The sequence below is a fragment of the Microcoleus sp. B3-D7 genome (assembly GCF_036705305.1).
In the GTDB taxonomy this organism is placed as follows: domain Bacteria; phylum Cyanobacteriota; class Cyanobacteriia; order Cyanobacteriales; family Microcoleaceae; genus Microcoleus.
The window spans coordinates 16,069-39,159 of sequence record NZ_JAUBUE010000012.1; the positions used below are offsets into that span (position 1 = coordinate 16,069).

Consider the following 23,091-nt stretch of genomic DNA (forward strand, 5'->3'; position numbering starts at 1 on the left):
TTTACTTTTCTATTTTGAATTAATCAAAACTGCTAATTAAGATTTATAAATTCACAGTTTCCACAATCCTCAACAAACTGGTAGGAACGGGTTTACCACTAACATTATTCAACAGTACCAACAAATTAATAAAAACCCATCCCCACTCCCCGCTCAAATCCTTTACTAACATTAGTGCCTGATATCAGTAGAAACTCATATCAGGCACTATCGGCAATCCGATCGCAACTAAAGTCTTTTTTATCGGATGACGGCTAAAGCACCGGCGCCTGCCGCAGCAGCGGCCGAGGAAAGAGCCGTGAAAAACAGCCACCAAGAGGCAACTTCTGCTGCTTTGCGGGTTTCTTCGGCTTGTTTTTCGGCTTGCAGTTTGATGCTTTCGAGGCGAAGCTGCGCCTCTTGCTGCAAGCGTTCTGCTCTTTGCAATACTGTGTTGCGGCTTCTTTCAATTTGGTCGATCAAGCGGTTGGCATCTGCTTCGGAAATGTCCTCGCGAGAACTCATTAATGCTACTAAAGTATCGCGGTTGAAATGACCAAGCCGATCGCGCAAAGCGTCAAATCCGGCTTGCGGATCGTCAAATAACTTCCGCACGTCCCGCGTAATTCCTTCATAGTTGAGTTCAGGGCGATCGAGCGAATTGAGGTAATCCCGAATTTTTCCGAGAATCCCGTCAATTACCGACTGAATACCCTCCTGTATTTTCTGAATTTGCATTGCGAACTCATCGCGCACCGACAAAATTCCATCGACAATGCGATTGGCTTCTGCTTCAGAAATATCCGGTCGCTGAGACAGCAGAGAAACAACTGTAGCTCGATCGATGTGCGACAAGCGCTCGCCCAAACTGTAAGCGCCGACTTTCGGGTCATGCAGCAGCAGTTGCAAGTCGCGCTTGATGGCTTCTGGATTTAATTCATCCTTGCCAGTATTACGCAAATAATCTTCTAAAACACTCTGAAAATCGTGCACTTGGCTTTGCACCCGTTTTGCCAAACGGCGCGGCGCTTTCACAATCGATCCAAGAGTTTCCTGCACTTGGTCGATAATTTGATTGACTTGTTCCTCGCTCAAATCTTGTCTCTGAGAAAGCAGTTTTACCAAAGTATCGCGATCGACTTGAGACAGGCGGCCACGCAGTGCTAAAGCTCCTTCTTTGGGATTTTCCAGCAGTTTTGTCAAATCCCGCTTAATCCCTTCAGGATTGAGTTCTGATTTGCCAGTATTGCGGAGGTAATCTGCAAGGGCGGTGGTGGTTTGGTCGTACTGATCCTTAGCTTTTTCGGCCAACTTTTGCGGCGCATGCAGCACGCCGTGCCAAGTTTCTTCGGTGCTGTCGAGAAGCTGATTTACCTGGTCTTCGCTGAGGTCTTTCCGCTGAGATAGCAATTTTACCAACGTTTGGCGATCGAACCTAGAAGCTCTAGCTCTCAGGGCCCACATTCCCGCTTCTGGGTTATCAAGCAGCGTTTTCAAATCGCGCTTGATGCCTTCGGGATTGAGTTCTTCTTTGCCCGTAGACTTCAAGTATTCTTGTACTCTTTGCCACTGGTTGTCTAGTCGGACTTGCGCTGCTTCTTGCAGACCTTTAGCATCTGCTAAAACTACATCTCGCGTCCTTTCCAACTCTTGAACAATCTGTTCTACTTCCTGGAATCCGAAGTTTTCGCGACCTCGGAGAATTTGCACAAAACTGTCGCGGGTGTAAGGAGAAAGCCGAGCGCGCAACTGTTCGTAACTAGCATCGGAATCCTCTAATATTTTTTTGAAATCGCTCCCGATACCTGCTGCTGTCAGTTCTTCTTTCGGCGTCAGCTTCAAATAAGTTTCTACCCGCCACTGCAAATCGCGAGATTTTTCTTGTTCCTCGGCAAAGATCACGGTTTGTAAAACGCGCTGTCTAATTGCTTCTAATTCCTGGGAAATTTCTTTAATTTTGTCTTGGGTAAAAACACCTCTACTCGCCAGGATTTCGGCAAAATTAGACTGTTTTAGTTTTTCTAATTCGCGGCGCACAGTTCCCGGATCGGCTGTAGGATCGTAGAGAACGTCCCGAAATTCGCGCTCGATGGCTTGGGGGTTCATCTGCCACGAATAAGTGTTGAGTAGGTAGTTTTCTACGTCGGCACGAATTGGGCTGTAAGTTACGGGTTCGCCTTTGACTTGAGCGGTAATTTTATCAGTTTGCTGGGTAACTTTGTCTTTAGCTTCTTTGAGCTGACCGACTACTTTTTCAAGATCCAAGTCAGAAATATCCGTGCGACCCAAGACTATTCCCATTAAAGCATTGACTGCCATTGTCGTTGCTTGGGACATCATGGTCGGGCTTTGTCCAGAGTTTTGACCGCTCAGATTGCTGAGAGCTTTTTCTACCCTACTTGCCAATTTATCTGAGACCAAATCGCCTGATTTGGCAGATTTGAGATAGTCTACTAATTGGGCGATGCCGTCTGATTGCTGCCCTTGTTTTCCTACTTGTTTCCAAGCATCTTGAAGTTGGTCTACAATCCGGTTTACGTCGCGTTTTGATAAGTCCGATCGCGAACTTACTAAATCTACGAGAGTTTGGCGATCGAGATTCGGCAAATTTTCGGCTGCAATGGTTTTTAGTTGCGGATCGTTAAGCAATTTTTCAAACTCGCTACGCATCCCTTTGATGTCTAATTCTGGCGGTTTGAGGCTTTGGATGTAGTCTTCGACGTTTTCGCGCAAGCTTGTGGGGTCGATCGCGCTACCCAGTTCATGGCCCACTGCTGCTGCTGCTGCTTTCGCGGTGGCGACTACTTGGTTGCTGGCTGCTTTGGCGCCGATAGCCGAGGCTGCGGTGCCGACAATGGCTTGAAAGCCTGATGTGGCGGTGTTGACGACGGAACCGATCAAAGAACCGACGGTGGTGGAACTCACCCAAACAAGCATTGAGAAATAGGTTGCCCACACGACTAAACCGACGATCGCACCTAAACCGGGACTGCTAATCAAGCTGAGCTTAACTGCTAGCAAGCAAGCAAAGAATAAAGCGACGGTGACGGTAATCAGCGTCCAAGTGCCTACTTTTCTGCCGATGTGGCGGACTGGGGAGCTGCCGCTATCCGAGTGGTGGCCGTCGTCGTGGGATTGTCCCATGTACGAAAGGCCGGCTGCTACTGATAAATTTGTTAGCAATAGTTGGAAAGCGCAGGCGAGCACCACTCCAGCTATCAAGGCGATAAAAAATTGCGGCCCGGAATAGAGGAGTGCTGCGTCTTCTGCTGTGTTTGTAGTAGTCTGCTCTACTGGCACTTGGGCCAGCCAGAACCCGATGTTATACAGTTGTGGATTTATTGGCAAATTTTGATACATAGTATATTCCTCGTTAAGGAGTGGGTGCGCGCGCTCATTGGCGCAAGTTAACTAATGTATAGTTTTAGACTCATGCCCCCAATGGCAAGCATCGCCTTATTGACGAGCTAAAGCATCCCCCTACAGTTGGAAGTGTAGAAATATGTCTGTGGCCGGCTGTCACTTTAGGAATATTTGTGCTATGTAAATTGGCAATTGTGAAGTTGTTAGTTCTCAGGTATGAGTAAGGTGCGCTGCGGCGCATCCGAGATAGATGGTAGTAATGGTAAGTCGGATTAAAATAATGGCAGAGGAAAATCTTTGGTCGATCGATATTAAGAGTGGGTACAGAAGCCCAGACAAATTGTTCACAATTCATCAACCAATGCCATAGCAAATTAGCTTTGAAGGGATTCGATAGTGCAGCGAGAAAGTCATGCAATTATTATTGGCGGCAGTTTAGCAGGACTGTTGGCATCTAGAGTATTAGCAAAACACTTCGACCGAGTAAGTATTATTGAACGAGATTTTTTTCCAGAAAAACCCGCACCTCGCCCCGGGATTCCTCAATCCCGTCACCTTCACATCCTTTTAAATCGGGGGAAAATCATCCTAGAAGAGTTGTTTCCCGGCTTGGAAAGCGAACTGGTAGCTGCTGGTGCTCCTAGGTTAAATCCGAAGTCGATCGGGTGGTTTAGTCCGGCGGGTTGGGCCCCGCTATTTAGCCCGGATCTAAATGATTTAATTATGTTCAGTCGGGATTTACTGGATTGGCAAATTCGCCGCCGATTGGCTGAAAATACGAACGTGCATTTCCTCGAAGGAGGCACCGTAACGGGGTTGCTGGCGAATGCCTCGCGCACGGAAGTTGCTGGCGTGTCGGTGCGTTTTCGCGATCGCCACAACCCTGGTAACATCCATGCAGAGAATTTGTATGCAGATTTAGTAGTCGATGCTAGTGGCAAAGTTTCCAAAACACCTCAATGGTTGAAAAGTTTGGGCTATGAACCTCCGCAAGAAACCGCTATCAATGCTTTTGTCGGCTATGCCAGCCGCATCTATAAATGCAGCGGTAAATTGTCAGACACTGCGCCAGTATTTGTGTCAACCGCACCGCCATTTCGCACCCGTGGCGGTGGAATTTTCCCGATCGAAGGCAATCGCTGGCTGGTGATTCTTGCCGGGGCAGATCGCGATTATCCCCCGGTCGACGAAGCAGGTTTTCTAGAATTTGCCCGCAGTCTGCCAACCCCGACAATTTATGATGCGATTAAAGATGCAGAAGCCATCACTCCAGTTTATAGCTATCGAGGTACAGAAAACCGTTGGCACCACTACGAAAGCCTCCCCCGCTATCTTGAAAACTTAATAATTATCGGTCATGCCGTTTGCGCTTTCAACCCAGTTTATGGCCAGGGAATGACGGTTGCTGCACTAGATGCTCAGATGCTAGATGAATGTTTGCAAAAGCAAAGAAAGCGGTATCCAGAAGGGAATTTAACAGGCTTTGCCCGAAAATTTCAACAAAAACTAGCAAAATTGCACACTATTCCGTGGATATTTGCCATCAGTCAGGATTCTCGCTATCCGGGAAGTGAAGGTGCAAAACTAAACCTCGCTACGCGGCTGACAATTGATTACATGGATCTGGTGTTAAAAGTGCTGACCGGAGATGCTAAAGTTTGTCAAGCATTTTTGGAAGTTCTACACATGATTGAGTCGCCGGCTGTACTTTTTTCTCCCAGTATTGCGCTTAAGGCGATCGGGCAATTAGTCACTGGAAGGCAGAAGCAAAATTAATATAAAGAGTTTATAAGCTGTTGTGGATTTAATTTGTATGTTGAGGGCGGGCTTTCCTGCCCAACCCCTACTATCCACAACAAAAAAAATATTTTACTATGCAATTTAAATGCGGATTAGCTTACAGAATCAGGTTATTTTGGCAAATTATATTTTTACCCCCCCGAGGAAGGAAGATAAACGCAGATGAAGTCCTATTCATCTGCATTTATTTAAGCTGATATTATGTCCGCTTGAACCTGGATGATAAAACGGATGACTTTTGCGACTGCCGTTTTCGGATATTTCACGTAATTAAGATGGGTAAAATCCGATTTAGTACCCCAATTGTCGGTTTTTGAAATAAATCATTAGATTTATTTCAAAAAATGTTTGTACTCACGACTTACCCACAGGACTCAAGAAACCAGTTTTTTTACCCATAGCCCTCGCGCTTCACGCTATATTCTCGTAAAAAAAATCGGTTTATGCAGGATAGAATAATGTAGACTTGTGCAATTGTCACTTGCCAGCCAAACAATCTAATTGTTCTTGCATTTGGGTGGTAACTCGATCGAAACAAGCATCAACATAATCGCGATCGCGCGCCGCCTCCGAACCATACCTCTCAAATACAATCGGTTCGCAGACGCGAGTCCGAATTTGCACGGGTAAAGGCAGGTTTGGCAAAGGCCCAATACTCAATCCCCAAGGCAATCCCAAATACACCGGAAATACCACCGGATCGATGCCCAACAACCACGGCATCCCCCATTCATGCAATTGCTTAACTTGTTCGTACAAATCTGCCAAAACTATCAAAGTATCGTGGGCACCGTGCGATATAATTGGTAAAATTGGCACTTCTTCTCGCAATGCTAATTTGATAAATCCCTTGCGTCCCGCAAAGTAGATTCGATCGCGCAAATGGTGGGGGCGAAAAACATCTTGGGCGCCGCCCGGATAGACGAGAACTGCAGCATTTTTGCGTAAAGCTGCGATCGCCATTTTTGGATGTGCCTTGAGGGCACCACACTCAACCCCCATGCTAGCAATCTCTGGGGAAACCTTCCATACCGTGGGGTGCATCAATCCGTATGCCAAGCGTTCCGTGCCGTACCTGCGGAACCATTCGTATAGGAACATAAACATATCTGGAGCGGCGAGTCCCCCGTTGTGAGAACCAACCACGAGCATTTTTCCGCTGGCCGGTACGTGGTGCCAGCCGTCGCTTTGTACGCGAAAATAGTAGCGGTACAGCCATTCCCAAACTGGCAACCAGAGCTCAATGAATTCGGGATTGCGATCGTCTAAAGATAGACCGTCAAAGGGATAGTTAGAGGATTTGCCGTCTTTTTTGTTAGTAGTTATTGTCACTGCAAAAATATTTAACGCTTTGGTCATTATATAGCAGAAGGAAGAAAGCTTTAACTCTCGAAGAGAGAACGCTTTAGTTATTTGGGCAAGAAAGAAGAAGGGAGGAGATTAGTTGGGCTTTTACTCTCATTGTGCGTGCGCTAATCGCCATCGCCATGCGAGAAAAAGATTTTTCCTATCATTAATATGATCCCATTCCGAAGGAATCTACCGCATTAGTTTTAGCAAGTGAAAACTTCATAAACATCGAGTGCGGTTGCTATAGCAATATAATTAAATCAGAATGGACGCAAATATTTGGTTTCTGATTTGAGCGGGCTGCTTTTGTTCAGAGGTTTTGTGCTGGTTGTTTCCACAGGAACAAAACCGTTTGCCCTCAGCTACAGCAACTGTCGCTGAGGGCGGGGCGGCTTTAGCCACAAAAACACAACTGTGCCCCAAGCCGATAAGTTTCCGTTTTGGAAGATTTTATCAAATTGACGCCCGCCATCGGGTCAATGCTAGCGATTTGCGCTGTTTGCCACAATTTTAATAGTCCTGGACGCACGTACTACGATTTTCTGTCCGAAGATAAAGTAGTGAAGCAATCTCAAACCCTTGATTTAACGCCCTTGAGTGCCTAAGCCCTGTTTAAGTAAGGTACGATCGACAGTTGAGTTATGTGAGCGCGATCGAAGAACTGTATGCGACTTGTGCCAGCCCACTAGGACGATGGGGTCGATCGCGCCAATCGCCTGTCAGTGAGAATCTGGGAGGATCTACAGCACAATCTCGCTCTCGAATCTGCCAAGAATTCACCTGAAATGTAGCCCCATATTACTCAACTGCAACAACTGACAGCTAAATGGTTTAACGAACACCTGACAAGATATTGGCGGATAACACATGACTTGGATTCCTAGCAAACTGTCCCGCATTTAAACTGTTAACTGTTGACTGTTGACTTTGCTGCTCTTCCATTCCCCGACTCGGACACTCTCGCCTTCTCCCTCCCCCGCTCTGCCATAATGAGTCATTTATCGGCGTAGCAGCTTTATTTGTCTTCGCTCAACTCACCAAACATTAAATAATATAAATAAAACTTGACTTGCGGTCATAAAAAAGTTATATAAAGATTTTTTGTGGAAGATAAATGGATTTTTTTGCTATATTGACCTGCAATTAAGATAATGATTGTGGTTAAGTGAGGATTTGAACGGATGAAAAACTTGAATTGCTGGAATAAACCCGCTGCATTGCTGGGCGCGATCGCGATCGTAGCCGGAAGTTTGCAGGCGAATGCCATCGGTGTTGCCGCCCCATCAACATCCACTGTCAGTCAAGATGTTGAAAATATTTCCTTTGAAGATAGCGCGACCTTTCAAATAGCCCAGGCTGGCAACCTTTGTCGCCAAGTCACTCCCAAACAAGGTTTGACCGTTCGCCAGAACCCAGACCCCAAATCCCCTAGAGTTGGCGGGGTACCACTTAATACTCAGGTAATGCTGTCCCAAGGCGCTACTTCTGTTAAAGCCTCCGACGGTCGCCTCTGGATTCAAATTACCGCTCCCGTCACAGGGTATGTGGCTAGCGGATATCCCAACAACGAGGCTAATTTAGGTTCGTGCACGACAGCCAGCACCACAATTAGTCAAACTCCTTCCCCAAGGCCGGCAGCGACACCTGCACCGGCACCTGCACCGGCACCTGCAGCGACGCCAGCACCGGCACCGACACCAAGTCCAAGTCCAGCACCAGCACCAGCACCAGCACCAGCACCAGCACCAGCACCAGCACCAGCACCGGCACCAGCACCAGCACCAGCACCAGCACCGGCACCAGCACCGGCACCAGCACCAGCACCGGCACCAGCACCGGCACCAGCACCAGCACCAGCACCAGCACCGGCACCAGCACCAGCACCAGCAACGGGCCCCGTAAGTCTGTGCCGGCAAGTAGAACCTCGCGTAGCCCCGAGGGGTCTAGCTATCCGCACCGAGCCTTCCAAGACTTCTGTGGTTAAAGGCGGTGTAGCGGCTAACGGTCAAGTAACGCTTGTGCCGAATTTCCAGTTAGTGAGAGATAAGAATGGAGAAGACCGCAATTGGGTTGAGATTTCAGCCCCTGTGGCCGGATTCATCTCGGCTGGAAATTTGATCATGTGCAAGTAAACTTGTGAGTTCGATCGCTCTTTTTGACTAAAAGAGCGATCGACACCAAAAATAGTTTTAAGATTGTCGCGCAGGCAGGGAACAACGCCGAGCCCAGACTGCTTCTGTGGCTTACGAATGAATAACTTATTTCTATCGGGAAGCAGCGGTAGCGAATCTTTCTGTGCCTGTGTTTTTCGTGAGTAGCGTCAAGTCCTAGCTTGGTTCCTCGCAACGCACGCGGGATGAATGAATTTAAGCAAAAAGCCGATCAACCTTTCTACTGACAGCGGCCGCTTGCCCAATCTTGGTGTCCGCGATTTGGTTGACACTTGGATTGTCGGCCAATCCAGACAATTTCCCACTTATTTTGCCTGAGTCTGAGTTCGATGCGGTGCCGCATTCCAGCAACAGAATCGTCAGCTAAACCGACGACGGTTTGGAGAATTACGGCTGTTTCTCGCGTGGGATATTCAACTGAAATTTGGTCGCTTTTTCTGCCTTCAGATTCTCGGTCGCTGCTAAAAAGTTTTGCTGCGATATCTTTGGGGTTGGAGACGGTAATTTTGCGATCGGCAAGGAACTGTTTAGGGTTAATTGCTTGGTAGTTCGATCGGGCGGCGGGCTGCCCCTTTGCTGCGATGGGAATTTGGATGCAGGCGAAAACAGCTAGGAAAAAGAGCGATCGCTTGACAATTGATTGGTTCATTAGGCTTGAGATTGTGCCAGAAATTTTTGTCTTCGAGATGCGTAAGCCGCCATATCTGCCTCGGTGAATTGAGTTTGCTGCCATGAGGGACGCGACATTAGTCGATCGCACCAAGCTTGAATTTTAGGATAGCTGTCTAGGGACACACCAACCCAAGATAGCAAGGGCACGACGGTGCCGGCAACGCACTCGGCAAAGGTAACAGTGTTGCTAGCGAAAAAAGGGCGATCGTCCAGCAAGCCTTCAAAGAATTTCAGCACAGTATCGACTTTTTCCTTAGCCTTTTCGATTTCCTGCGCTGGGGGAGTTCCCCGCCCCATTTTTTCACTGCTTAGGGGGTAAAGTTGCGGTATAAGTTCGTTAACCGTGACAAATTCTACCATCCTCACAACTGCCAAATCTTTCGGTTCTTTTGGCAGCATTGCCGGTTCGGGATACTTCGTTTCTAGATAGTCAAGAATTGCGAGAGACTCGACGACAGTGAAGTCATCATCGACCAAAACAGGGATGCGGCGAAAAGGATTGATTGCGACAAACTCAGGCTGCAAGTGATCGCCGTCCAAGTGGATTTCTACTAATTCAAAGTCGAGTTTTTTTTCTAAGAGGGCGGTCCAGACGCGGCGGGAGTTGGGGGAAATGGGAGCGTGGTAAAGTTTCATAAATGGTGTGCCTGGTTATTGATAGGTAATAAAAGCCACATTTTGATTATGCACTTAGGCGGATCAGTTTTTGCTGGCTTCTCTCAAAGTTATTCGAGAGCTTGACCTGAAATTACTCTGATCCGTTTACAGGCTTCCTCCGCCGTCATCGCCTCGCTAGTTTCCCACTCTGCAAAAGTCACTTCTAGGGCTTCACATAGCGCTTCTTCATAAGCGCGATCTTTTCCCGTCCAGTATTCTGACCTAAACTTGTCGTCATGTCTGCAAGGAGAAGCTCTAAAAATTTAATATCATTCCCTATATCGGCAGCCTCATCCTCATCTACATCTTCAATTACCTGCAAACGTTCTTGATAGGCATTAATTTGATGTTCAATGGCTTCTATAATAAACCTTAAATCTTTAAATGATAGATTCATGTTAGCTTACTATCCTATAAATCACCTCTACAGGTAGTATGAGGGATCGATTTCAGAGTCATCGTCAGAGGTACGTTCGGCACGAATCTCGTCCATAATTTCCTGAAAATCTGGCTCCTCTTTAAACACACCCGCAAATTATTGCATCCCGGCGGGTTCTGAAACTTGAATCGGGACTTCCCAGGAAAGAGTTTCAATATGCTTAAGTCTTTCTAAAAATGTGGTTTGAATTTTGGTAATTGCTTCTTCTCGACTTGCTGCTTCAACTCGACATTGCGGAAACTCAAAAATAGAAGCAGAAACCTTTCCTGAAGAGAGGGTTTCTAACAGGAGTGTTACTTTCAATTGGCTAGATGGTTGGGATTGCAATACATTTAAGCTTGTTAACCTATTGACATTCGCTTTAGGGATTTTATTAATTTCGCAGTACATATTACATTGCTGCACCAACTCTGATTTAACAGCGCAAAACTCCTTGCACACTATGAAAATTCTGCAAGCATCTCCAAATGCTGAATGAGGTTTAATCTCATTTTTATACTTTAATGGCAATTTATAGTTAAAATTCTTTGATCCAAAGCATTTATTTTTAGCATAAAATCCGATAATCAACGATATTTTGTCAAGAGAGAAGAGATAGCCTATCTCCTTTTCAATAACAAGTTGTATGTCAATAACTTGAATATTCGATATATTGACTTTTGCCATTTTCAAAATCTTGATATCCTCCCTCCCACCAAAAAATACAATCTGGTCAACTTGATGTATCTTAAACAGGTTGTGAATGTATTCGCGTAATTCATCTAGGCATTGGGAGCGTAGCTTTCTTGCTATAACTTTATCAGACTTTTCTAACCGATAGCTCGGATCGAATACTTTCTGATACTCTCCTCTTTTAAGGTTTGCCACTCTTTCCGAAAATCCAACAGTTTTACCAATGTCATTGATAATATTTTTCCTGATAACAAGGAATACATCATAGGATAATTTTTTACTTTCAAATAAAAGCTGATGGCGCTCTACATCATATATCACGGCACCAATTTCTGTAGGAAAATAGTTTCCTCTACAAGAACCATAAATTGGCCCAAACTCCAAATCTAAAAATAGAGTATTCATCTACCTGCTACTTGCTAACTAGCTCAATTTTTTAATCCTACTATAATTGTGCAACGCCAAAGCACTTCCCAAATATAACAAACAGGGCGGGCCCTAAAGCCCGCCCCATTAAACTAGCGATTAGTAATCAAACGATCGACTTAGTAATCGAAGTCACCGCCGCCCATGCCGCCGCCAGCGCCAGCAGCAGCAGCGCCATCCTTGGGTTCAGGCTTGTCAACGACGATGCACTCGGTTGTCAGCACCATACCAGCAATAGATGCGGCATTTTGCAGAGCAGAACGAGTCACCTTCGCAGGGTCAACGATTCCAGCTTCAAACATATCGACAAACTCATTTGTCGCTGCGTTGAAACCAACGTTAAACGGCTTTTCTTTGACGCGCTCAGCAATCACAGCGCCATTCAAACCAGCATTTTCAGCAATCCGCTTCAGAGGAGCAGCCAGAGCCCGTGCCACAATCAAAGCACCGGTCAATTCTTCGCCCTTCAGGCTGCTGTTAGCCCACTCTTCCAATTGAGGAGTCAGGTGAGCCAAAGTTGTACCGCCACCAGGAACAATTCCTTCTTCGACAGCAGCTTTGGTTGCGTTGATCGCATCTTCCAAACGCAGTTTGCGATCCTTCATTTCTGTTTCGGTAGCCGCGCCGACTTTGATCACTGCGACGCCGCCAGCCAATTTGGCCAAACGTTCTTGCAGCTTTTCTTTGTCGTAGGAAGATTCGGTTTCGTCCATTTGACGGCGAATTTGTTCGCAGCGGGACTTGACGGCGGCTTCGTTACCTTCGGCAACAATTGTGGTGCTGTCTTTGGTGATGGTGATGCGGCGAGCTTTGCCGATCATGTCGAGCTTGGTGTTTTCCAGTTTCAAACCGGCGTCTTCGGTGATTAGTTGACCGCCGGTCAATACGGCGATATCTTCTAACATGGCTTTGCGTCGATCGCCAAAACCGGGTGCTTTAACAGCAGTCACGTTCAACACACCGCGCAGTTTGTTGACAACGAGGGTAGCTAAAGCTTCTTTCTCAATGTCTTCTGCAATGATCAACAGCGGGCGGCCGGAACGAGCTACTTGTTCGAGCACGGGTACTAAATCTTGTACCAGAGCAATTTTCTTGTCTGTCAGCAAGATGAACGGTTCTTCCAGAATCGCTTCCATCCGTTCGGTGTCGGTGACGAAGTAGGGAGAAATGTAGCCTTTGTCGAAGCGCATCCCTTCGGTGATTTCCAATTCGGTGGTCATAGACTTCCCTTCTTCCAGGGAAATCACGCCTTCCTTGCCCACCTTGTCCATTGCGTTGGCAATCATTTGACCGACTTCATCGTCGTTACCAGCAGAGATGGAGCCGACTTGAGCGATGGCTTTGGAATCTTCTACTTGTTTGGCGTGTTCGGCAATTTTTTCTACCAAAAACGTCGTTGCTTTGTCAACACCGCGCTTGAGGGCGATCGCATTTGCGCCGGCTGCTACGTTACGCAGACCTTCTTTGACCATGGCGTGAGCCAAAACGGTAGCAGTTGTGGTACCGTCGCCTGCTGCGTCGTTGGTTTTGGAAGCTGCTTGACGGATCAGGGCAACGCCTGTATTTTCTACGTGGTCTTCTAGTTCGATTTCTTTGGCGATGGTAACACCGTCATTGACGATCTGAGGAGCTCCGAATTTCTTTTCTAGAACCACGTTACGGCCTTTGGGGCCGAGGGTTACGGCCACTGCTTCGGCCAGAATGTCCATACCGCGTTCGAGGGCGCGACGTGCATTTTCGTTGTAGATGATACGCTTAGCCATAGTTTTTGGGGATTTGAGGGTTTGAGATTTTGGATTGGGGATTATGGATTTTAGTCATTTGTCCCGTGTCATTAGTTGTTTGGCGGCGTTCGCTTTAAACTAATGACTGATGACTAAGGACTGATGACTAATGATTAATTAGTTAACGATCGCCAGAATGTCTTTTTCTGCAAGCAAGACGTATTCGTCAGTGCCGAGTTTGATGTCGGTGCCGGCGTACTTCGAGTAGAGAACTTTGTCGCCGACTTTGACTTCCATTTCAGTGCGGCTGCCGTCGTCATTGCGCTTGCCGGGGCCCACGGCCGCGACTTCGCCTACTTGGGGCTTTTCTTTCGCTGTGTCGGGCAGAAGGATGCCGCCGGCGGTTTTTTCTTCGCTAGCGCTTACTTTTACGAACACGCGCTCGCCTAACGGTTTAACGGTAGAAACACTCAGTGATACTGCTGCCATAAATAAATCTCCAGATTACAGATTGTCGTGAGTCAGTCGTCAGGGGTCACGATGAAAGCAACAGCGGACTACTTACAACTGACATATTAGCACTCTCGACTCCTGAGTGCTAATTTAGCTTTAGTCAGGGTCGATCGCAACTTAGTTGTCAGTACGGGTTCCCGAACCGAGCATGAGTTGGAGGCAAGGACAGGGGGGAGTGGGGGCTGTGGTTAAGACTTTCGACCGCTAACCAATTACTTTTGATTGATGAAGACAATGACAGAAAATAACGAGGAATCTTGCAGCCAAGGCTTGAGTGCTTGCGTCCAAAGCCTTGGCATCGATCGAATCGAGCGGCATATTTTTATCTGTGCCGACCAAACCGTGCCCAAGTGCTGCGATCGGCAAACGAGTCTGGAGGCGTGGAATTACTTAAAAAAACGCTTGCAAGAATTGGGGTTGGACAAGCCAAGTGCCACTCGACCAACCTGCGTCTTTCGCACGAAAGCCAATTGCCTGCGAGTATGCGCGTCTGGCCCGATTATGGTAGTCTATCCAGACGGAGTGTGGTATCGCGACGTTACTCCCCCCGTCATTGAGAGAATTATTCAGGAACATCTCCTAAACTCAAAGGTCGTTCAAGAATACGCTTTCTTAACTCATCCTTTGCCTGTGCCTTCTGAGGCCCAGCCAAACATTTAAGTATAGCGCTGTTTAAAGTACAGGGTTATAGGTAAAGTGTTAAATTTAAGGTTAAGGGTGAGAATTTGAGACAGTTTGGCGTCCGGGCGATCGCACCTGCTACAGTTCAATAAAACTGTAGTTAGGTTCTTGTCTTACTTGTGCGGCTTCCCGTGTTCCTGGTATTTCTCAAAAGGTACAGTAAAAAAAATCGATCGGAGGAACTGTGAAATTTTGTGCAAAAATTTCTCAGTGGCAGACACTAAGCAGGTTGCCAAACTACACTAGAAGCAGTTAAATACGTAAGTAGGGAGTCTGCTTAAATTTCTCTATATCAGAAGTATCATTTAAAACCGGGGCATTAACCTGAAATTGAACCGATCGAGATTAACTATTTAACTTGGGCTCTGTTAGGGAGTCTCCAATCAATCAAGGCTGATCTTGGTAGGGCGATCGTGCATTACAGGTTTGGGCTGCATTCCAGGTCGTAAGACACTGAAAAACAGCCGTCAATTATAGGTTGGAAAGCGGTAATACCCGCCCCGCTTTCCCTCACCGCCATCCCTTCAGCCGACCGTCGTCCTCCACTCCCAGCCTGGTGGCGGGGGACTGACGGAAAAAACAGAAGTGAAAACAAGGAAGTGTGCGGGATACTTTAGCGGGAATAAACATGACAAAGGACAATAATTCAGGAGAGCAAAAACGGCTGATGCTGGTTGACGACGACCCCAACTTGATCTTGCTGGTCAAGGACTACTTGGAGTTTCGGGGTTACAACGTCATTACAGCAGAAAACGGCAGAGACGCTCTGGAAAAACTAGAACAAGAAGTTCCCGACTTGATTATCTGCGATGTGATGATGCCGGAAATGGACGGCTACACTTTAGTCAAACACATCAGAGAAGACCCTCGCACTAGCTGGATTCCGGTTCTTTTCTTGTCCGCAAAAGGTCAAAGTTCAGACCGAGTAAAAGGGTTGAGCACTGGGGCTGACGTTTATATAGTCAAGCCTTTTGAACCAGAAGAACTGGTAGCCCAAGTAGAATCTTCTCTGAAAGCAGCATCGCGCTTGATTCGCCACTCAAATCCCGGTATGGAGAGTGGCCCAAAAATTAAGGCGCGCCGCAATGTCGAATTGACTCCCACTGAGTTAAAGGTCGTCCAGTTGCTAGCGCAGGGTATGGCAAACCGCCAGATCGCAGACGTGATGAATGTCAGCCAGCGGACTATCGAAAGCCACGTCAGCAATATGCTGGGCAAAACAGGTCTGCACAACCGGACAGAGTTAGCTCGCTGGGCTCTTGAAAGTAAAAAGGCTTGAGCGGACGTACTCTGCGCTATGAAATCAGGGGAGCAAAATCTACTGCTATGCGCTTCGGTATGCCTGCTTGGCGGTAGGGCGGTACGGCGGTAGTTTGAAGGCGCCATTAACCTTGACACGGCAGCCGGTATTGAGTTACTAGGCGTATAGTTTTTGAGGGCACCTCGCTCAAATGCAAGCAGGCTTAAAAGAACCCTCTGGCGGTAGAGCCGAAAATATGAAATACTGGGGAGATGGAGTTTTCTGAAGTTTAATCTATTGCCTCAGTTAGCTCCATGTTGCTAAAATGTGATATTTAGATTAACTTCTTTCTACAATTATTAGGTCTAAGTTTCTATGACAAACTTAATGAACCGCCTTTCTATTTTTGTGGACGGGAACAATATGTTCTACGCTCAACAAAAGAACGGCTGGTTTTTTGATCCTCGCAGGGTGCTCGAATATTTCAAAACTTCGCAGCCGAATGTCATCTTGATCAATGCTTTCTGGTATACGGGCCTAAAAGACCCCCAAGATCAAAGGGGATTTCGAGATGCTTTGATCAGTCTAGGTTACACGGTTCGCACTAAAATTCTTAAGGAATATTACGACGATGCTTCGGGCAGATATTCTCAAAAGGCTAATTTAGACATAGAAATTGTGGTTGATATGTTTAATACCGTGGATCAATACGACCAAGTTGTGCTGTTTAGCGGGGATGGGGATTTTGAGCGGGCGATCGAACTGCTCCGCTCGAAAAATACTCATATTACTGTGGTATCAACCGAAGGAATGATTGCTAGAGAGTTACGAAATGCTACAGATAGGTATATAGACCTAAATGAAATTAGGGAACATATCGAGAAGATGGATTATTAGTCAGTAGTTATTAGTCATTAGTCATTAGTTATTAGTCATTAGTCATTAGTCAGCAGTCATTAGTCAGTAGTTATGGGTTAGGGGTTATTAATTATTCGTTATTGGCGCGAGACAGGGGACTGGTGACTGGAGGCTAAAATCCAGAAAAACGGACAAGTAAAAATCAGGAAAACACTTTTTAGAGCTATGAAAACTCAACCAAGTCAAGACCGGATTATTATTTTCGATACGACTTTGCGCGACGGAGAACAATCTCCGGGTGCATCTCTGAATGTGGATGAAAAGCTGACGATCGCTCGCCAGTTAGCGAGATTGGGCGTGGATGTGATTGAAGCGGGTTTCCCTTTCACCAGCACGGGAGATTTCGAGGCAGTCCAAAAAATAGCCCGATCGGTTGGCACGGAAGATGGTCCGACAATTTGCGGTTTAGCACGGGCGAGAAAGCAGGATATTAAAACAGCAGCAGAGGCTCTGAAACCAGCAGCCAATGCGCGAATTCATACGTTTCTGGCTACGTCTGATATTCACTTGGAGTATAAGCTGAAAAAGACGCGGGCTGAGGTTCTGGAAATTGTGCCGGAAATGGTGGCTTACGCTAAGTCTTTTGTGGATGATGTGGAGTTTTCGCCGGAAGATGCTTGTCGATCGGAACCGGAGTTTTTGTATCAGGTTCTAGAACGCGCGATCGCAGCGGGTGCGACTACGGTTAATATTCCCGATACAGTCGGCTACACGACTCCGAGCGAATTTGGGGCTTTGATTCGGGGAATTAAGGAAAATGTGCCGAATATCGATCGCGCAATTATTTCGGTGCACGGTCACAATGACTTAGGATTGGCTGTTGCTAACTTTTTGGAAGCCGTAAAAAATGGCGCCAGACAGTTAGAATGCACGATTAACGGGATTGGCGAACGGGCGGGAAATGCAGCTCTGGAAGAGTTGGTAATGGCGCTTTACGTGCGGCGCCAATATTATAATCCGTTCTTGGGCAGGGCTGCGGATTCTGAGGAACCGCTGACAAATATTGACTCGCGCCAAATTTACAAAACTTCCCGCTTGGTTTCCAATTTGACGGGGATGTTGGTGCAGCCAAATAAGGCGATTGTCGGAGCAAATGCTTTCGCTCACGAGTCGGGAATTCACCAAGACGGGGTGCTGAAAAATAAGCGGACATACGAGATTATGGACGCTGAGTCGATCGGCTTAACTGAAAATCAAATCGTGCTCGGTAAATTGTCGGGGCGCCACGCTTTCCAGACTCGCTTGAAAGAGTTGGGTTTTCAAATGGCCGACGATGAGCTAAATAAGGCTTTTGTCAAGTTCAAAGATTTAGCGGACAAGAAAAAAGAGATTACTGATTGGGATTTAGAGGCGATCGCCAATAACGAAGTGCACCAAGCACCGGAACTGTTCCGGTTAGAATTGGTACAGGTTTCTTGCGGTGACAAATCGCGGCCGACAGCAACCGTCACAGTGCGGAATCCGGCGGGCGAAGAATTGACCGATGCTGCGATCGGCACTGGACCTGTGGATGCGATTTACAGGGCAATTAACCGGGTGGTAAACGTACCCAACGAGTTGATCGAGTTTTCTGTACAGTCGGTGACAGCGGGAATAGATGCGATCGGCGAAGTAACAATTCGCTTGCGCCACGAAGGCAAAGTATTTTCCGGTCACTCGGCAAATACCGACATTATCGTAGCCTCTGCAGAAGCTTACATCAGCGCTTTAAATCGCCTGTATCAGGCATTGCAGCATAGTGCTGAAAAATCCTCGGAACAGCCAACTCAGATCAGAAATGAAGTTGTTGCAGAAGCACAGCGCTGATAAATTTCTTGTCAGCCATTTTTCTTGAAACAAACCGCAGACGAACCCAGATCGAAGCAGATAAATCTCAATTTATCGGCGTTGTTCCGGGTTTATCTGCGGTTTAAAATTACTTTTTTTTACTAATAACCAACTCTTGAAAAATGCAAGACGAAACTTTAAAAAAAGAGCGGCAATTCCACGATGCTTGGGCATCTACGATCGATATTGACGGCATTCGAGTTAATGATTACTTTGAAGCTTGCACCGCCCCAGAAAATAGATTTATCGTCGAGCAAATGGGCGATATTACAGGCAAACGCCTGTTAGATTTAGGCTGCGGCGCGGGAGAAAATAGCGTTTATTTTGCTAAAAAAGGCGCCGATTGTGTGGCTGCCGACTATTCTCAGGGCATGGTAGAAGTTGCTCTAAAATTGGCTGAGAAAAACGGCGTCAAAATAGACGGCTGCACGGTGAATGCAATGGCGCTAGATTTCCCGGACAACAGTTTTGATATTGTTTACGCTTCTAATTTGTTGCACCATTTACCGGAACCAGAAAAGGCAATTCGCGAAATGCACCGGGTGCTAAAACCAGGCGGGAAAGCTTGCTTTTGGGACCCGATGAAGCACAATCCGGTGATTAATGTTTACCGCAGAATGGCGACTGAGGTGCGGACAGAGGATGAAACTCCTTTGGATATTAATATTGTGAATTTTGTCAAGTCTTTGTTTTCCGAGACGGCTTATGATACCTTTTGGCTGACATCGCTTTGGATTTTTTTGCGCTTTTATTTGATCGAAAAAGTGCATCCGAATGAGGAGCGTTATTGGAAAAAGATTATCATTGAACAAGACAGACTGAAACCGGAATACTCTCGGTTAGAAGGGTTGGATGGGTTTTTGAAAAAGTTGCCTTTGATGAAGCGCTTGGCTTGGAATTTGGCTGTGGTGGCAACGAAGTAGTTACAAGAAGTACAATAAGTCAAAGCATTTAATTAAGAGGGTAATTATGCCAGAAACTATTACTGCTATCTACGAAAACGGGGTTTTTCGTCCCTTGAGTCCTTTGTCATTGAATGATGGGGAAACTGTGCAAATCACAATTGTAGCGGAAGTTTTGCCGGAAGAACTCAAGGGCGATCGCGAATTGGCGATTAAGTTGATGGATAAACGCGGATTGATCCGTTCGCCAAATAAGCAGACTCACATCAATCCAGCCGAATTAGCGCTACGCGAAAAGAATTGGCGCGAACTGTTTGAAAAACTGAAGGGAAGACCTGGAACACCTGTCTCTGAAATAGTTATCGAGGATCGCGGGTCGTGGTAAATGCTTATTTTCTAGATACCAGCGCTTTGGTTAAACGATATGTGCCGGAAATAGGAAGTAATTGGATTCAATCAATTACTGAGGTGGCTACCAATAACGATTTAGCTATTAGTCAGATTACATGGGTGGAGGTACACAGCGCATTGGCGCGCCGTCAGCGCGAGGGAAGTCTGTCTGCTGGTGAACTCGATTTATTGTTGGAAAAGTTTCGCAATGAATTTGATACTCAGTACCGAGTAGTCGAAGTTGACCCAGCGTTGATTGAAAGCGCGGGTCAATTGGTTATTCAATACCCATTACGCGCCTATGATGCTGTACAATTGGCATCGGGTTTGTACGTTCAATCTGTTTTAACATCAGTGCCAGAAACTCAACTAATTTTTGTTTCGGCGGACAACAGACTGCTGAATATTGCTCATTCTGCCGGATTAGCAATTGACAATCCTAATAATTATCCGTAATCAAATGGTTTGTAGTTAGGGCTTTAGTCCTTTGATAGATGCGGACTGAAGTTCTCACTACGAACCTATATTGCTGGGGTGGTTATCTAGAGGATTTCTTTCAAAGTTTTCACTAAGATTTGATTCTGTTCCTCCGTACCTACACTAATCCGCAATTTGTCTTCTAACCGCGGCTGATTGAAGTATCGAATCAATATTCCCTGTACTTTCAGTGTTTGATAAATTCTTTCTGCATCGCCGTTTGGTGGCCGCACTAACAAAAAGTTGGTTTGCGAGGGCCAAACGTCAAAGCCTAATTCCTTGAAGCTAACGGCTAGTTTTGCTCGCGAAGCCTTAATCTTTTCGGCGTTGGCTATTTTGTGGTCTTGATCTGCGATCGCAGCCGCCCCCACTGCATAGGCTAAAGCATCCACATTATAGCTGTCTTTGATTTTATTTAATTCTGCCAGCAGCGCCGGATTTGCTATGCCAAAACCCAGCCTCAATCCTGCTAGGGAATAACCTTTTGAAAGCGTCCTCAAAACTATAACATTACTGTACTTTTGTGTCAAGTTCAAAGCATTGTCTTCGGCGAAATCTACATAAGCTTCGTCGATGACAAGAATGCCCGATAACTCTTTAGCCAATTTCTCTAAATCTGCAACAGATATGGCTGTTCCCGATGGACTGTTGGGCGAAGCTATAAATGTCACTGCACCCTGGGCTGCTATTAGCAAATCGACTGGTAACTTGTAGTCGTCGGGATAAGGAACTTCAACAAATTCTGCATCTTGAATTTGTGCCAAAGTGCGGTACAATACATAGGTTGGCGCGGGACAAACAATCTGTTTCCCAGATTCGCCCACAGCGCGAACTATCAAGTTTAATAAATCGTCGCTGCCGTTACCTACAACAATCCAATCATCAGCAACTCCCAAAACTTGACTAGCAGCAATACGGAAACTTTTGCCAGTTGGATCGGGATAGCGCCGCAGCATTTCTCCGTCTATTTCCTGAAGCACTTTTAAGGCTTTTGGAGAAGGCGGATAGGGATTTTCATTAGAATTTAGTTTAATAATTTTTGTGCCTAGCGGTGGCTGTTCCCCCGGCACATAGCCAGACATTTCGTGGATGTTTTTGCGAAAGTAATTCATCTATTAATTGAGTTTTGTGGAACGGGCATCTTGCCCGTTCTTGATAATGGTGCAAGATATCAAGTTAAACAAATTATATCAAACAATTAGTGACTATCCGCGTTATACCCAAATCCATTAACTTTTGCATATCTGCTCGATCGTCCACCGTCCAGGCCACAATGTCAACTCCTTGACTCCGGCTTTCTTGAATTAGTGCGGGGTTTTCCAGCAACACGCGATACTGGCTGCTAATCAAATTATCCTGATAGGTCACAGCTTGAGCTAATTGAGTTTTGTATGCTTCTAGATTAGCAACAATGTGTCCGATCGCCAAATCGCCAGATAGCCGCCGCACTTGTTCCAGAAATCCAGCGTTAAAGGAGGTAATAACGCATTTGTGTTGGATTTCTTCGCCCTTCAAAGTATTGACAAAATCCGCGACATCTGCGTCAGACCACTCGCAGTGAGGTTTGACATCAAAGTAAAGAAATTTGTCAACATTTTTGAGTATGGTTAATGCGGCTTTTAAAGTAGGAATTTTTTCTTGGGAAAATTCATCGCTACACCATTTTCCCGCATTAAGTGTCTTCAATTGAGACAGGGTTGTTTCCCTAACTTTGCCAGAAACTCCAGTGATTCTATCTAATGTTGCGTCGTGAAAAATCACTGGTACGTTGTCGGCGGATAACTGGATGTCAAATTCGATCGAATGAGCTCCACGGGCAATCGCCAGTTCAAAAGCTGCTAAAGTGTTCTCGGGGGCGATCGCCGAAAATCCCCGATGTGCGATAATTTCTAAATTCACTGTCTTGTGCCCTCTAAAAAATCTGCCACAGTTTGATTAAAAGTTTCCGGTTGAGTTAAAAAAGACCAGTGATTCCCCGGTACTTTTGCAACGGTAAGATTTTTCAAGTATCTCTTGTATGGCTGCATTTGCCAATCCATGCGATTTACGCCTTTTTCCGGCTGTACAAACAAAGTCGGTATCTCAATATTTTCAGTTAAACCGGCCACTTTCATCACTTCTGCAAATATCGGATTTCTGGCTGCAATCGCAAATTTACTGCCCCAAGTTCCGTCGGATTTTTGTTCGATTTGGTGTTGGAATACCATTTGCTGCACGTCACTCCAATCTGCGTATTCTCCCGATTGTTTTGCTGCTGCTTCTGCTTGGGCTAAAGTCGCAAACGGGCCCACACATTTGAGACAGTCTAATTTTCGGTAAACAATTGGCAGGGTGAGTTTCATCGCGGCGGGCATTTTGGTGATGAAGATGGGGTCTACTAAAATCATAGTGCAAAAGCGATCGGGATTTTGCCTCGCCCAAATCGCTGCTAGTTTGCCCGTCCAAGAATGGCCTAAAATGTGGGCATCAGGCCAGTTGAGATGTGCCATCAAAGCTTCTAAATCTGCGATCGCACTTTCAAAAGTATAGCCTGTTTTCGGTTTGCTACTCTCTCCGTGACCGCGCATATCTGGCGCTACAGTATGATAGCGGTTGGAGAAATAATTGCCCAAGCTACTCCAGACACACGCACTATCTGCTAAACCGTGTAACAGCAGCAAACGCGGAACTTTTGTTTTCGGTGTTTCTGGCTTCCATTCTAGGTATGAAATCTCGATTTCTGGCAGGTGCAAAGTGTTACGAGTTGGCATAATTAGAAGATTTTATAGTTGCATAAATTTGATGTGACCTCTTTTATACTATTTTTCTAAAAAGGCAAGATGCCTGTTCCACAAAAAGTTAATTTTATTCTACTGTTTTCATAAACAGGCATCTTGCCTTTCCTACAAAA

Annotated in this window: 20 protein-coding genes; 9 read left to right on the forward strand and 11 right to left on the reverse strand. The window is 46.1% G+C overall.

What is annotated here, in order from left to right:
- Positions 1 to 240: 240 nt before the first annotated feature.
- Positions 241 to 3,339 carry an MFS transporter gene (locus tag QUB25_RS11265; RefSeq protein WP_333183389.1) on the reverse strand — a complete coding sequence of 1,033 codons (3,099 nt, stop codon included), beginning with the start codon at positions 3,337 to 3,339 and terminating at the stop codon, positions 241 to 243.
- A 399-nt stretch (positions 3,340 to 3,738) separates the two neighbouring features.
- Between QUB25_RS11265 and QUB25_RS11270 the strand changes: the two genes are divergently transcribed.
- Positions 3,739 to 5,118: a 2-polyprenyl-6-methoxyphenol hydroxylase-like oxidoreductase gene (locus QUB25_RS11270; RefSeq protein ID WP_333183390.1), complete on the forward strand. Its 1,380-nt coding sequence runs from the start codon at positions 3,739 to 3,741 to the stop codon at positions 5,116 to 5,118.
- Positions 5,119 to 5,619: 501 nt separating this feature from the next.
- Here QUB25_RS11270 and QUB25_RS11275 read toward each other — a convergent pair.
- Positions 5,620 to 6,501, reverse strand: a complete 882-nt coding sequence (locus QUB25_RS11275; RefSeq protein WP_333064397.1) for a glycerol acyltransferase — start codon at positions 6,499 to 6,501, stop codon at positions 5,620 to 5,622.
- Between the two features lie 1,172 nt (positions 6,502 to 7,673).
- Here QUB25_RS11275 and QUB25_RS11280 point away from each other — a divergent pair.
- Positions 7,674 to 8,624: an SH3 domain-containing protein gene (locus tag QUB25_RS11280; RefSeq protein WP_333183391.1), complete on the forward strand. Its 951-nt coding sequence runs from the start codon at positions 7,674 to 7,676 to the stop codon at positions 8,622 to 8,624.
- Positions 8,625 to 8,883: 259 nt separating this feature from the next.
- On the opposite strand, the gene QUB25_RS11285 is transcribed toward QUB25_RS11280, so the two are convergent.
- The 6 genes from QUB25_RS11285 to groES form a co-directional block, all read right to left on the reverse strand.
- Positions 8,884 to 9,312 (reverse strand): hypothetical protein, encoded by a 429-nt coding sequence (locus tag QUB25_RS11285; protein WP_333183392.1) that lies wholly within the window; start codon positions 9,310 to 9,312, stop codon positions 8,884 to 8,886.
- Positions 9,312 to 9,971: a glutathione S-transferase family protein gene (locus QUB25_RS11290; protein ID WP_333183393.1), complete on the reverse strand. Its 660-nt coding sequence runs from the start codon at positions 9,969 to 9,971 to the stop codon at positions 9,312 to 9,314. The genes QUB25_RS11285 and QUB25_RS11290 overlap by 1 nt, the downstream gene beginning before the upstream one ends.
- Before the next feature lie 184 nt (positions 9,972 to 10,155).
- Positions 10,156 to 10,389, reverse strand: a complete 234-nt coding sequence (locus tag QUB25_RS11295) for a hypothetical protein (RefSeq protein ID WP_333183394.1) — start codon at positions 10,387 to 10,389, stop codon at positions 10,156 to 10,158.
- Positions 10,390 to 10,527: 138 nt separating this feature from the next.
- Entirely contained in the window at positions 10,528 to 11,508 is a 981-nt protein-coding gene (locus tag QUB25_RS11300; RefSeq protein WP_333183395.1) for a hypothetical protein, read from the reverse strand.
- A 140-nt stretch (positions 11,509 to 11,648) separates the two neighbouring features.
- Positions 11,649 to 13,292, reverse strand: a complete 1,644-nt coding sequence (gene groL / locus QUB25_RS11305; RefSeq protein WP_015174510.1) for a chaperonin GroEL — start codon at positions 13,290 to 13,292, stop codon at positions 11,649 to 11,651.
- Positions 13,293 to 13,430: 138 nt separating this feature from the next.
- Positions 13,431 to 13,742 carry a co-chaperone GroES gene (groES, locus tag QUB25_RS11310; protein WP_006633072.1) on the reverse strand — a complete coding sequence of 104 codons (312 nt, stop codon included), beginning with the start codon at positions 13,740 to 13,742 and terminating at the stop codon, positions 13,431 to 13,433.
- A gap of 258 nt (positions 13,743 to 14,000) precedes the next feature.
- Here groES and QUB25_RS11315 point away from each other — a divergent pair, with 258 nt between their 5' ends.
- The 7 genes from QUB25_RS11315 (at position 14,001) to QUB25_RS11345 (ending at position 20,180) form a co-directional block, all read left to right on the forward strand.
- The gene (locus QUB25_RS11315; protein ID WP_333076708.1) at positions 14,001 to 14,426 is read left to right on the forward strand and encodes a ferredoxin; all 426 of its coding nucleotides are present in this window, start codon (positions 14,001 to 14,003) and stop codon (positions 14,424 to 14,426) included.
- Between the two features lie 649 nt (positions 14,427 to 15,075).
- Positions 15,076 to 15,726: a response regulator transcription factor gene (locus QUB25_RS11320; protein ID WP_333038438.1), complete on the forward strand. Its 651-nt coding sequence runs from the start codon at positions 15,076 to 15,078 to the stop codon at positions 15,724 to 15,726.
- Between the two features lie 336 nt (positions 15,727 to 16,062).
- Entirely contained in the window at positions 16,063 to 16,584 is a 522-nt protein-coding gene (locus QUB25_RS11325; RefSeq protein ID WP_006633075.1) for a LabA-like NYN domain-containing protein, read from the forward strand.
- Positions 16,585 to 16,770: 186 nt separating this feature from the next.
- The gene (locus QUB25_RS11330; protein WP_333183396.1) at positions 16,771 to 18,411 is read left to right on the forward strand and encodes a 2-isopropylmalate synthase; all 1,641 of its coding nucleotides are present in this window, start codon (positions 16,771 to 16,773) and stop codon (positions 18,409 to 18,411) included.
- Between the two features lie 143 nt (positions 18,412 to 18,554).
- A complete protein-coding gene (locus QUB25_RS11335; RefSeq protein WP_333183397.1) occupies positions 18,555 to 19,355 on the forward strand; it encodes a class I SAM-dependent methyltransferase in 801 nt (266 codons plus the stop codon).
- A gap of 46 nt (positions 19,356 to 19,401) precedes the next feature.
- Positions 19,402 to 19,719, forward strand: coding sequence for an antitoxin family protein (locus QUB25_RS11340; protein WP_333061667.1), 318 nt, complete (start codon positions 19,402 to 19,404; stop codon positions 19,717 to 19,719).
- Positions 19,713 to 20,180 carry a type II toxin-antitoxin system VapC family toxin gene (locus QUB25_RS11345; protein ID WP_333061668.1) on the forward strand — a complete coding sequence of 156 codons (468 nt, stop codon included), beginning with the start codon at positions 19,713 to 19,715 and terminating at the stop codon, positions 20,178 to 20,180. The genes QUB25_RS11340 and QUB25_RS11345 overlap by 7 nt, the downstream gene beginning before the upstream one ends.
- A gap of 86 nt (positions 20,181 to 20,266) precedes the next feature.
- Here the strand turns inward: QUB25_RS11345 and hisC are convergent, their stop codons facing one another.
- The 3 genes from hisC to QUB25_RS11360 form a co-directional block, all read right to left on the reverse strand.
- Positions 20,267 to 21,313, reverse strand: a complete 1,047-nt coding sequence (gene hisC, locus QUB25_RS11350; protein ID WP_333183398.1) for a histidinol-phosphate transaminase — start codon at positions 21,311 to 21,313, stop codon at positions 20,267 to 20,269.
- 73 nt (positions 21,314 to 21,386) lie between these two features.
- The gene (locus QUB25_RS11355) at positions 21,387 to 22,100 is read right to left on the reverse strand and encodes a glycerophosphodiester phosphodiesterase family protein (RefSeq protein WP_333183399.1); all 714 of its coding nucleotides are present in this window, start codon (positions 22,098 to 22,100) and stop codon (positions 21,387 to 21,389) included.
- On the reverse strand, positions 22,097 to 22,951 hold the full coding sequence (locus tag QUB25_RS11360; RefSeq protein ID WP_333183400.1) for an alpha/beta hydrolase: 855 nt from the start codon (positions 22,949 to 22,951) through the stop codon (positions 22,097 to 22,099). Before QUB25_RS11360 ends, QUB25_RS11355 begins: the two co-directional genes overlap by 4 nt.
- Positions 22,952 to 23,091 lie beyond the last annotated feature (140 nt).

What these genes read in the sequence shown, in the direction of transcription:
- QUB25_RS11265 (WP_333183389.1), bottom strand. Translation starts at nt 3,339, where the DNA reads ATGTATCAAAATTTGCCAATAAATCCACAACTGTATAACATCGGGTTC.
- groES (WP_006633072.1), bottom strand. Translation starts at nt 13,742, where the DNA reads ATGGCAGCAGTATCACTGAGTGTTTCTACCGTTAAACCGTTAGGCGAG.
- hisC (WP_333183398.1), bottom strand. Translation starts at nt 21,313, where the DNA reads ATGAATTACTTTCGCAAAAACATCCACGAAATGTCTGGCTATGTGCCG.
- QUB25_RS11295 (WP_333183394.1), bottom strand. Translation starts at nt 10,389, where the DNA reads ATGAATCTATCATTTAAAGATTTAAGGTTTATTATAGAAGCCATTGAA.
- QUB25_RS11335 (WP_333183397.1), top strand. Translation starts at nt 18,555, where the DNA reads ATGCAAGACGAAACTTTAAAAAAAGAGCGGCAATTCCACGATGCTTGG.
- groL (WP_015174510.1), bottom strand. Translation starts at nt 13,292, where the DNA reads ATGGCTAAGCGTATCATCTACAACGAAAATGCACGTCGCGCCCTCGAA.
- QUB25_RS11300 (WP_333183395.1), bottom strand. Translation starts at nt 11,508, where the DNA reads ATGAATACTCTATTTTTAGATTTGGAGTTTGGGCCAATTTATGGTTCT.
- QUB25_RS11280 (WP_333183391.1), top strand. Translation starts at nt 7,674, where the DNA reads ATGAAAAACTTGAATTGCTGGAATAAACCCGCTGCATTGCTGGGCGCG.
- QUB25_RS11330 (WP_333183396.1), top strand. Translation starts at nt 16,771, where the DNA reads ATGAAAACTCAACCAAGTCAAGACCGGATTATTATTTTCGATACGACT.
- QUB25_RS11290 (WP_333183393.1), bottom strand. Translation starts at nt 9,971, where the DNA reads ATGAAACTTTACCACGCTCCCATTTCCCCCAACTCCCGCCGCGTCTGG.
- QUB25_RS11340 (WP_333061667.1), top strand. Translation starts at nt 19,402, where the DNA reads ATGCCAGAAACTATTACTGCTATCTACGAAAACGGGGTTTTTCGTCCC.
- QUB25_RS11325 (WP_006633075.1), top strand. Translation starts at nt 16,063, where the DNA reads ATGACAAACTTAATGAACCGCCTTTCTATTTTTGTGGACGGGAACAAT.
- QUB25_RS11275 (WP_333064397.1), bottom strand. Translation starts at nt 6,501, where the DNA reads ATGACCAAAGCGTTAAATATTTTTGCAGTGACAATAACTACTAACAAA.
- QUB25_RS11360 (WP_333183400.1), bottom strand. Translation starts at nt 22,951, where the DNA reads ATGCCAACTCGTAACACTTTGCACCTGCCAGAAATCGAGATTTCATAC.
- QUB25_RS11320 (WP_333038438.1), top strand. Translation starts at nt 15,076, where the DNA reads ATGACAAAGGACAATAATTCAGGAGAGCAAAAACGGCTGATGCTGGTT.
- QUB25_RS11315 (WP_333076708.1), top strand. Translation starts at nt 14,001, where the DNA reads ATGACAGAAAATAACGAGGAATCTTGCAGCCAAGGCTTGAGTGCTTGC.
- QUB25_RS11285 (WP_333183392.1), bottom strand. Translation starts at nt 9,312, where the DNA reads ATGAACCAATCAATTGTCAAGCGATCGCTCTTTTTCCTAGCTGTTTTC.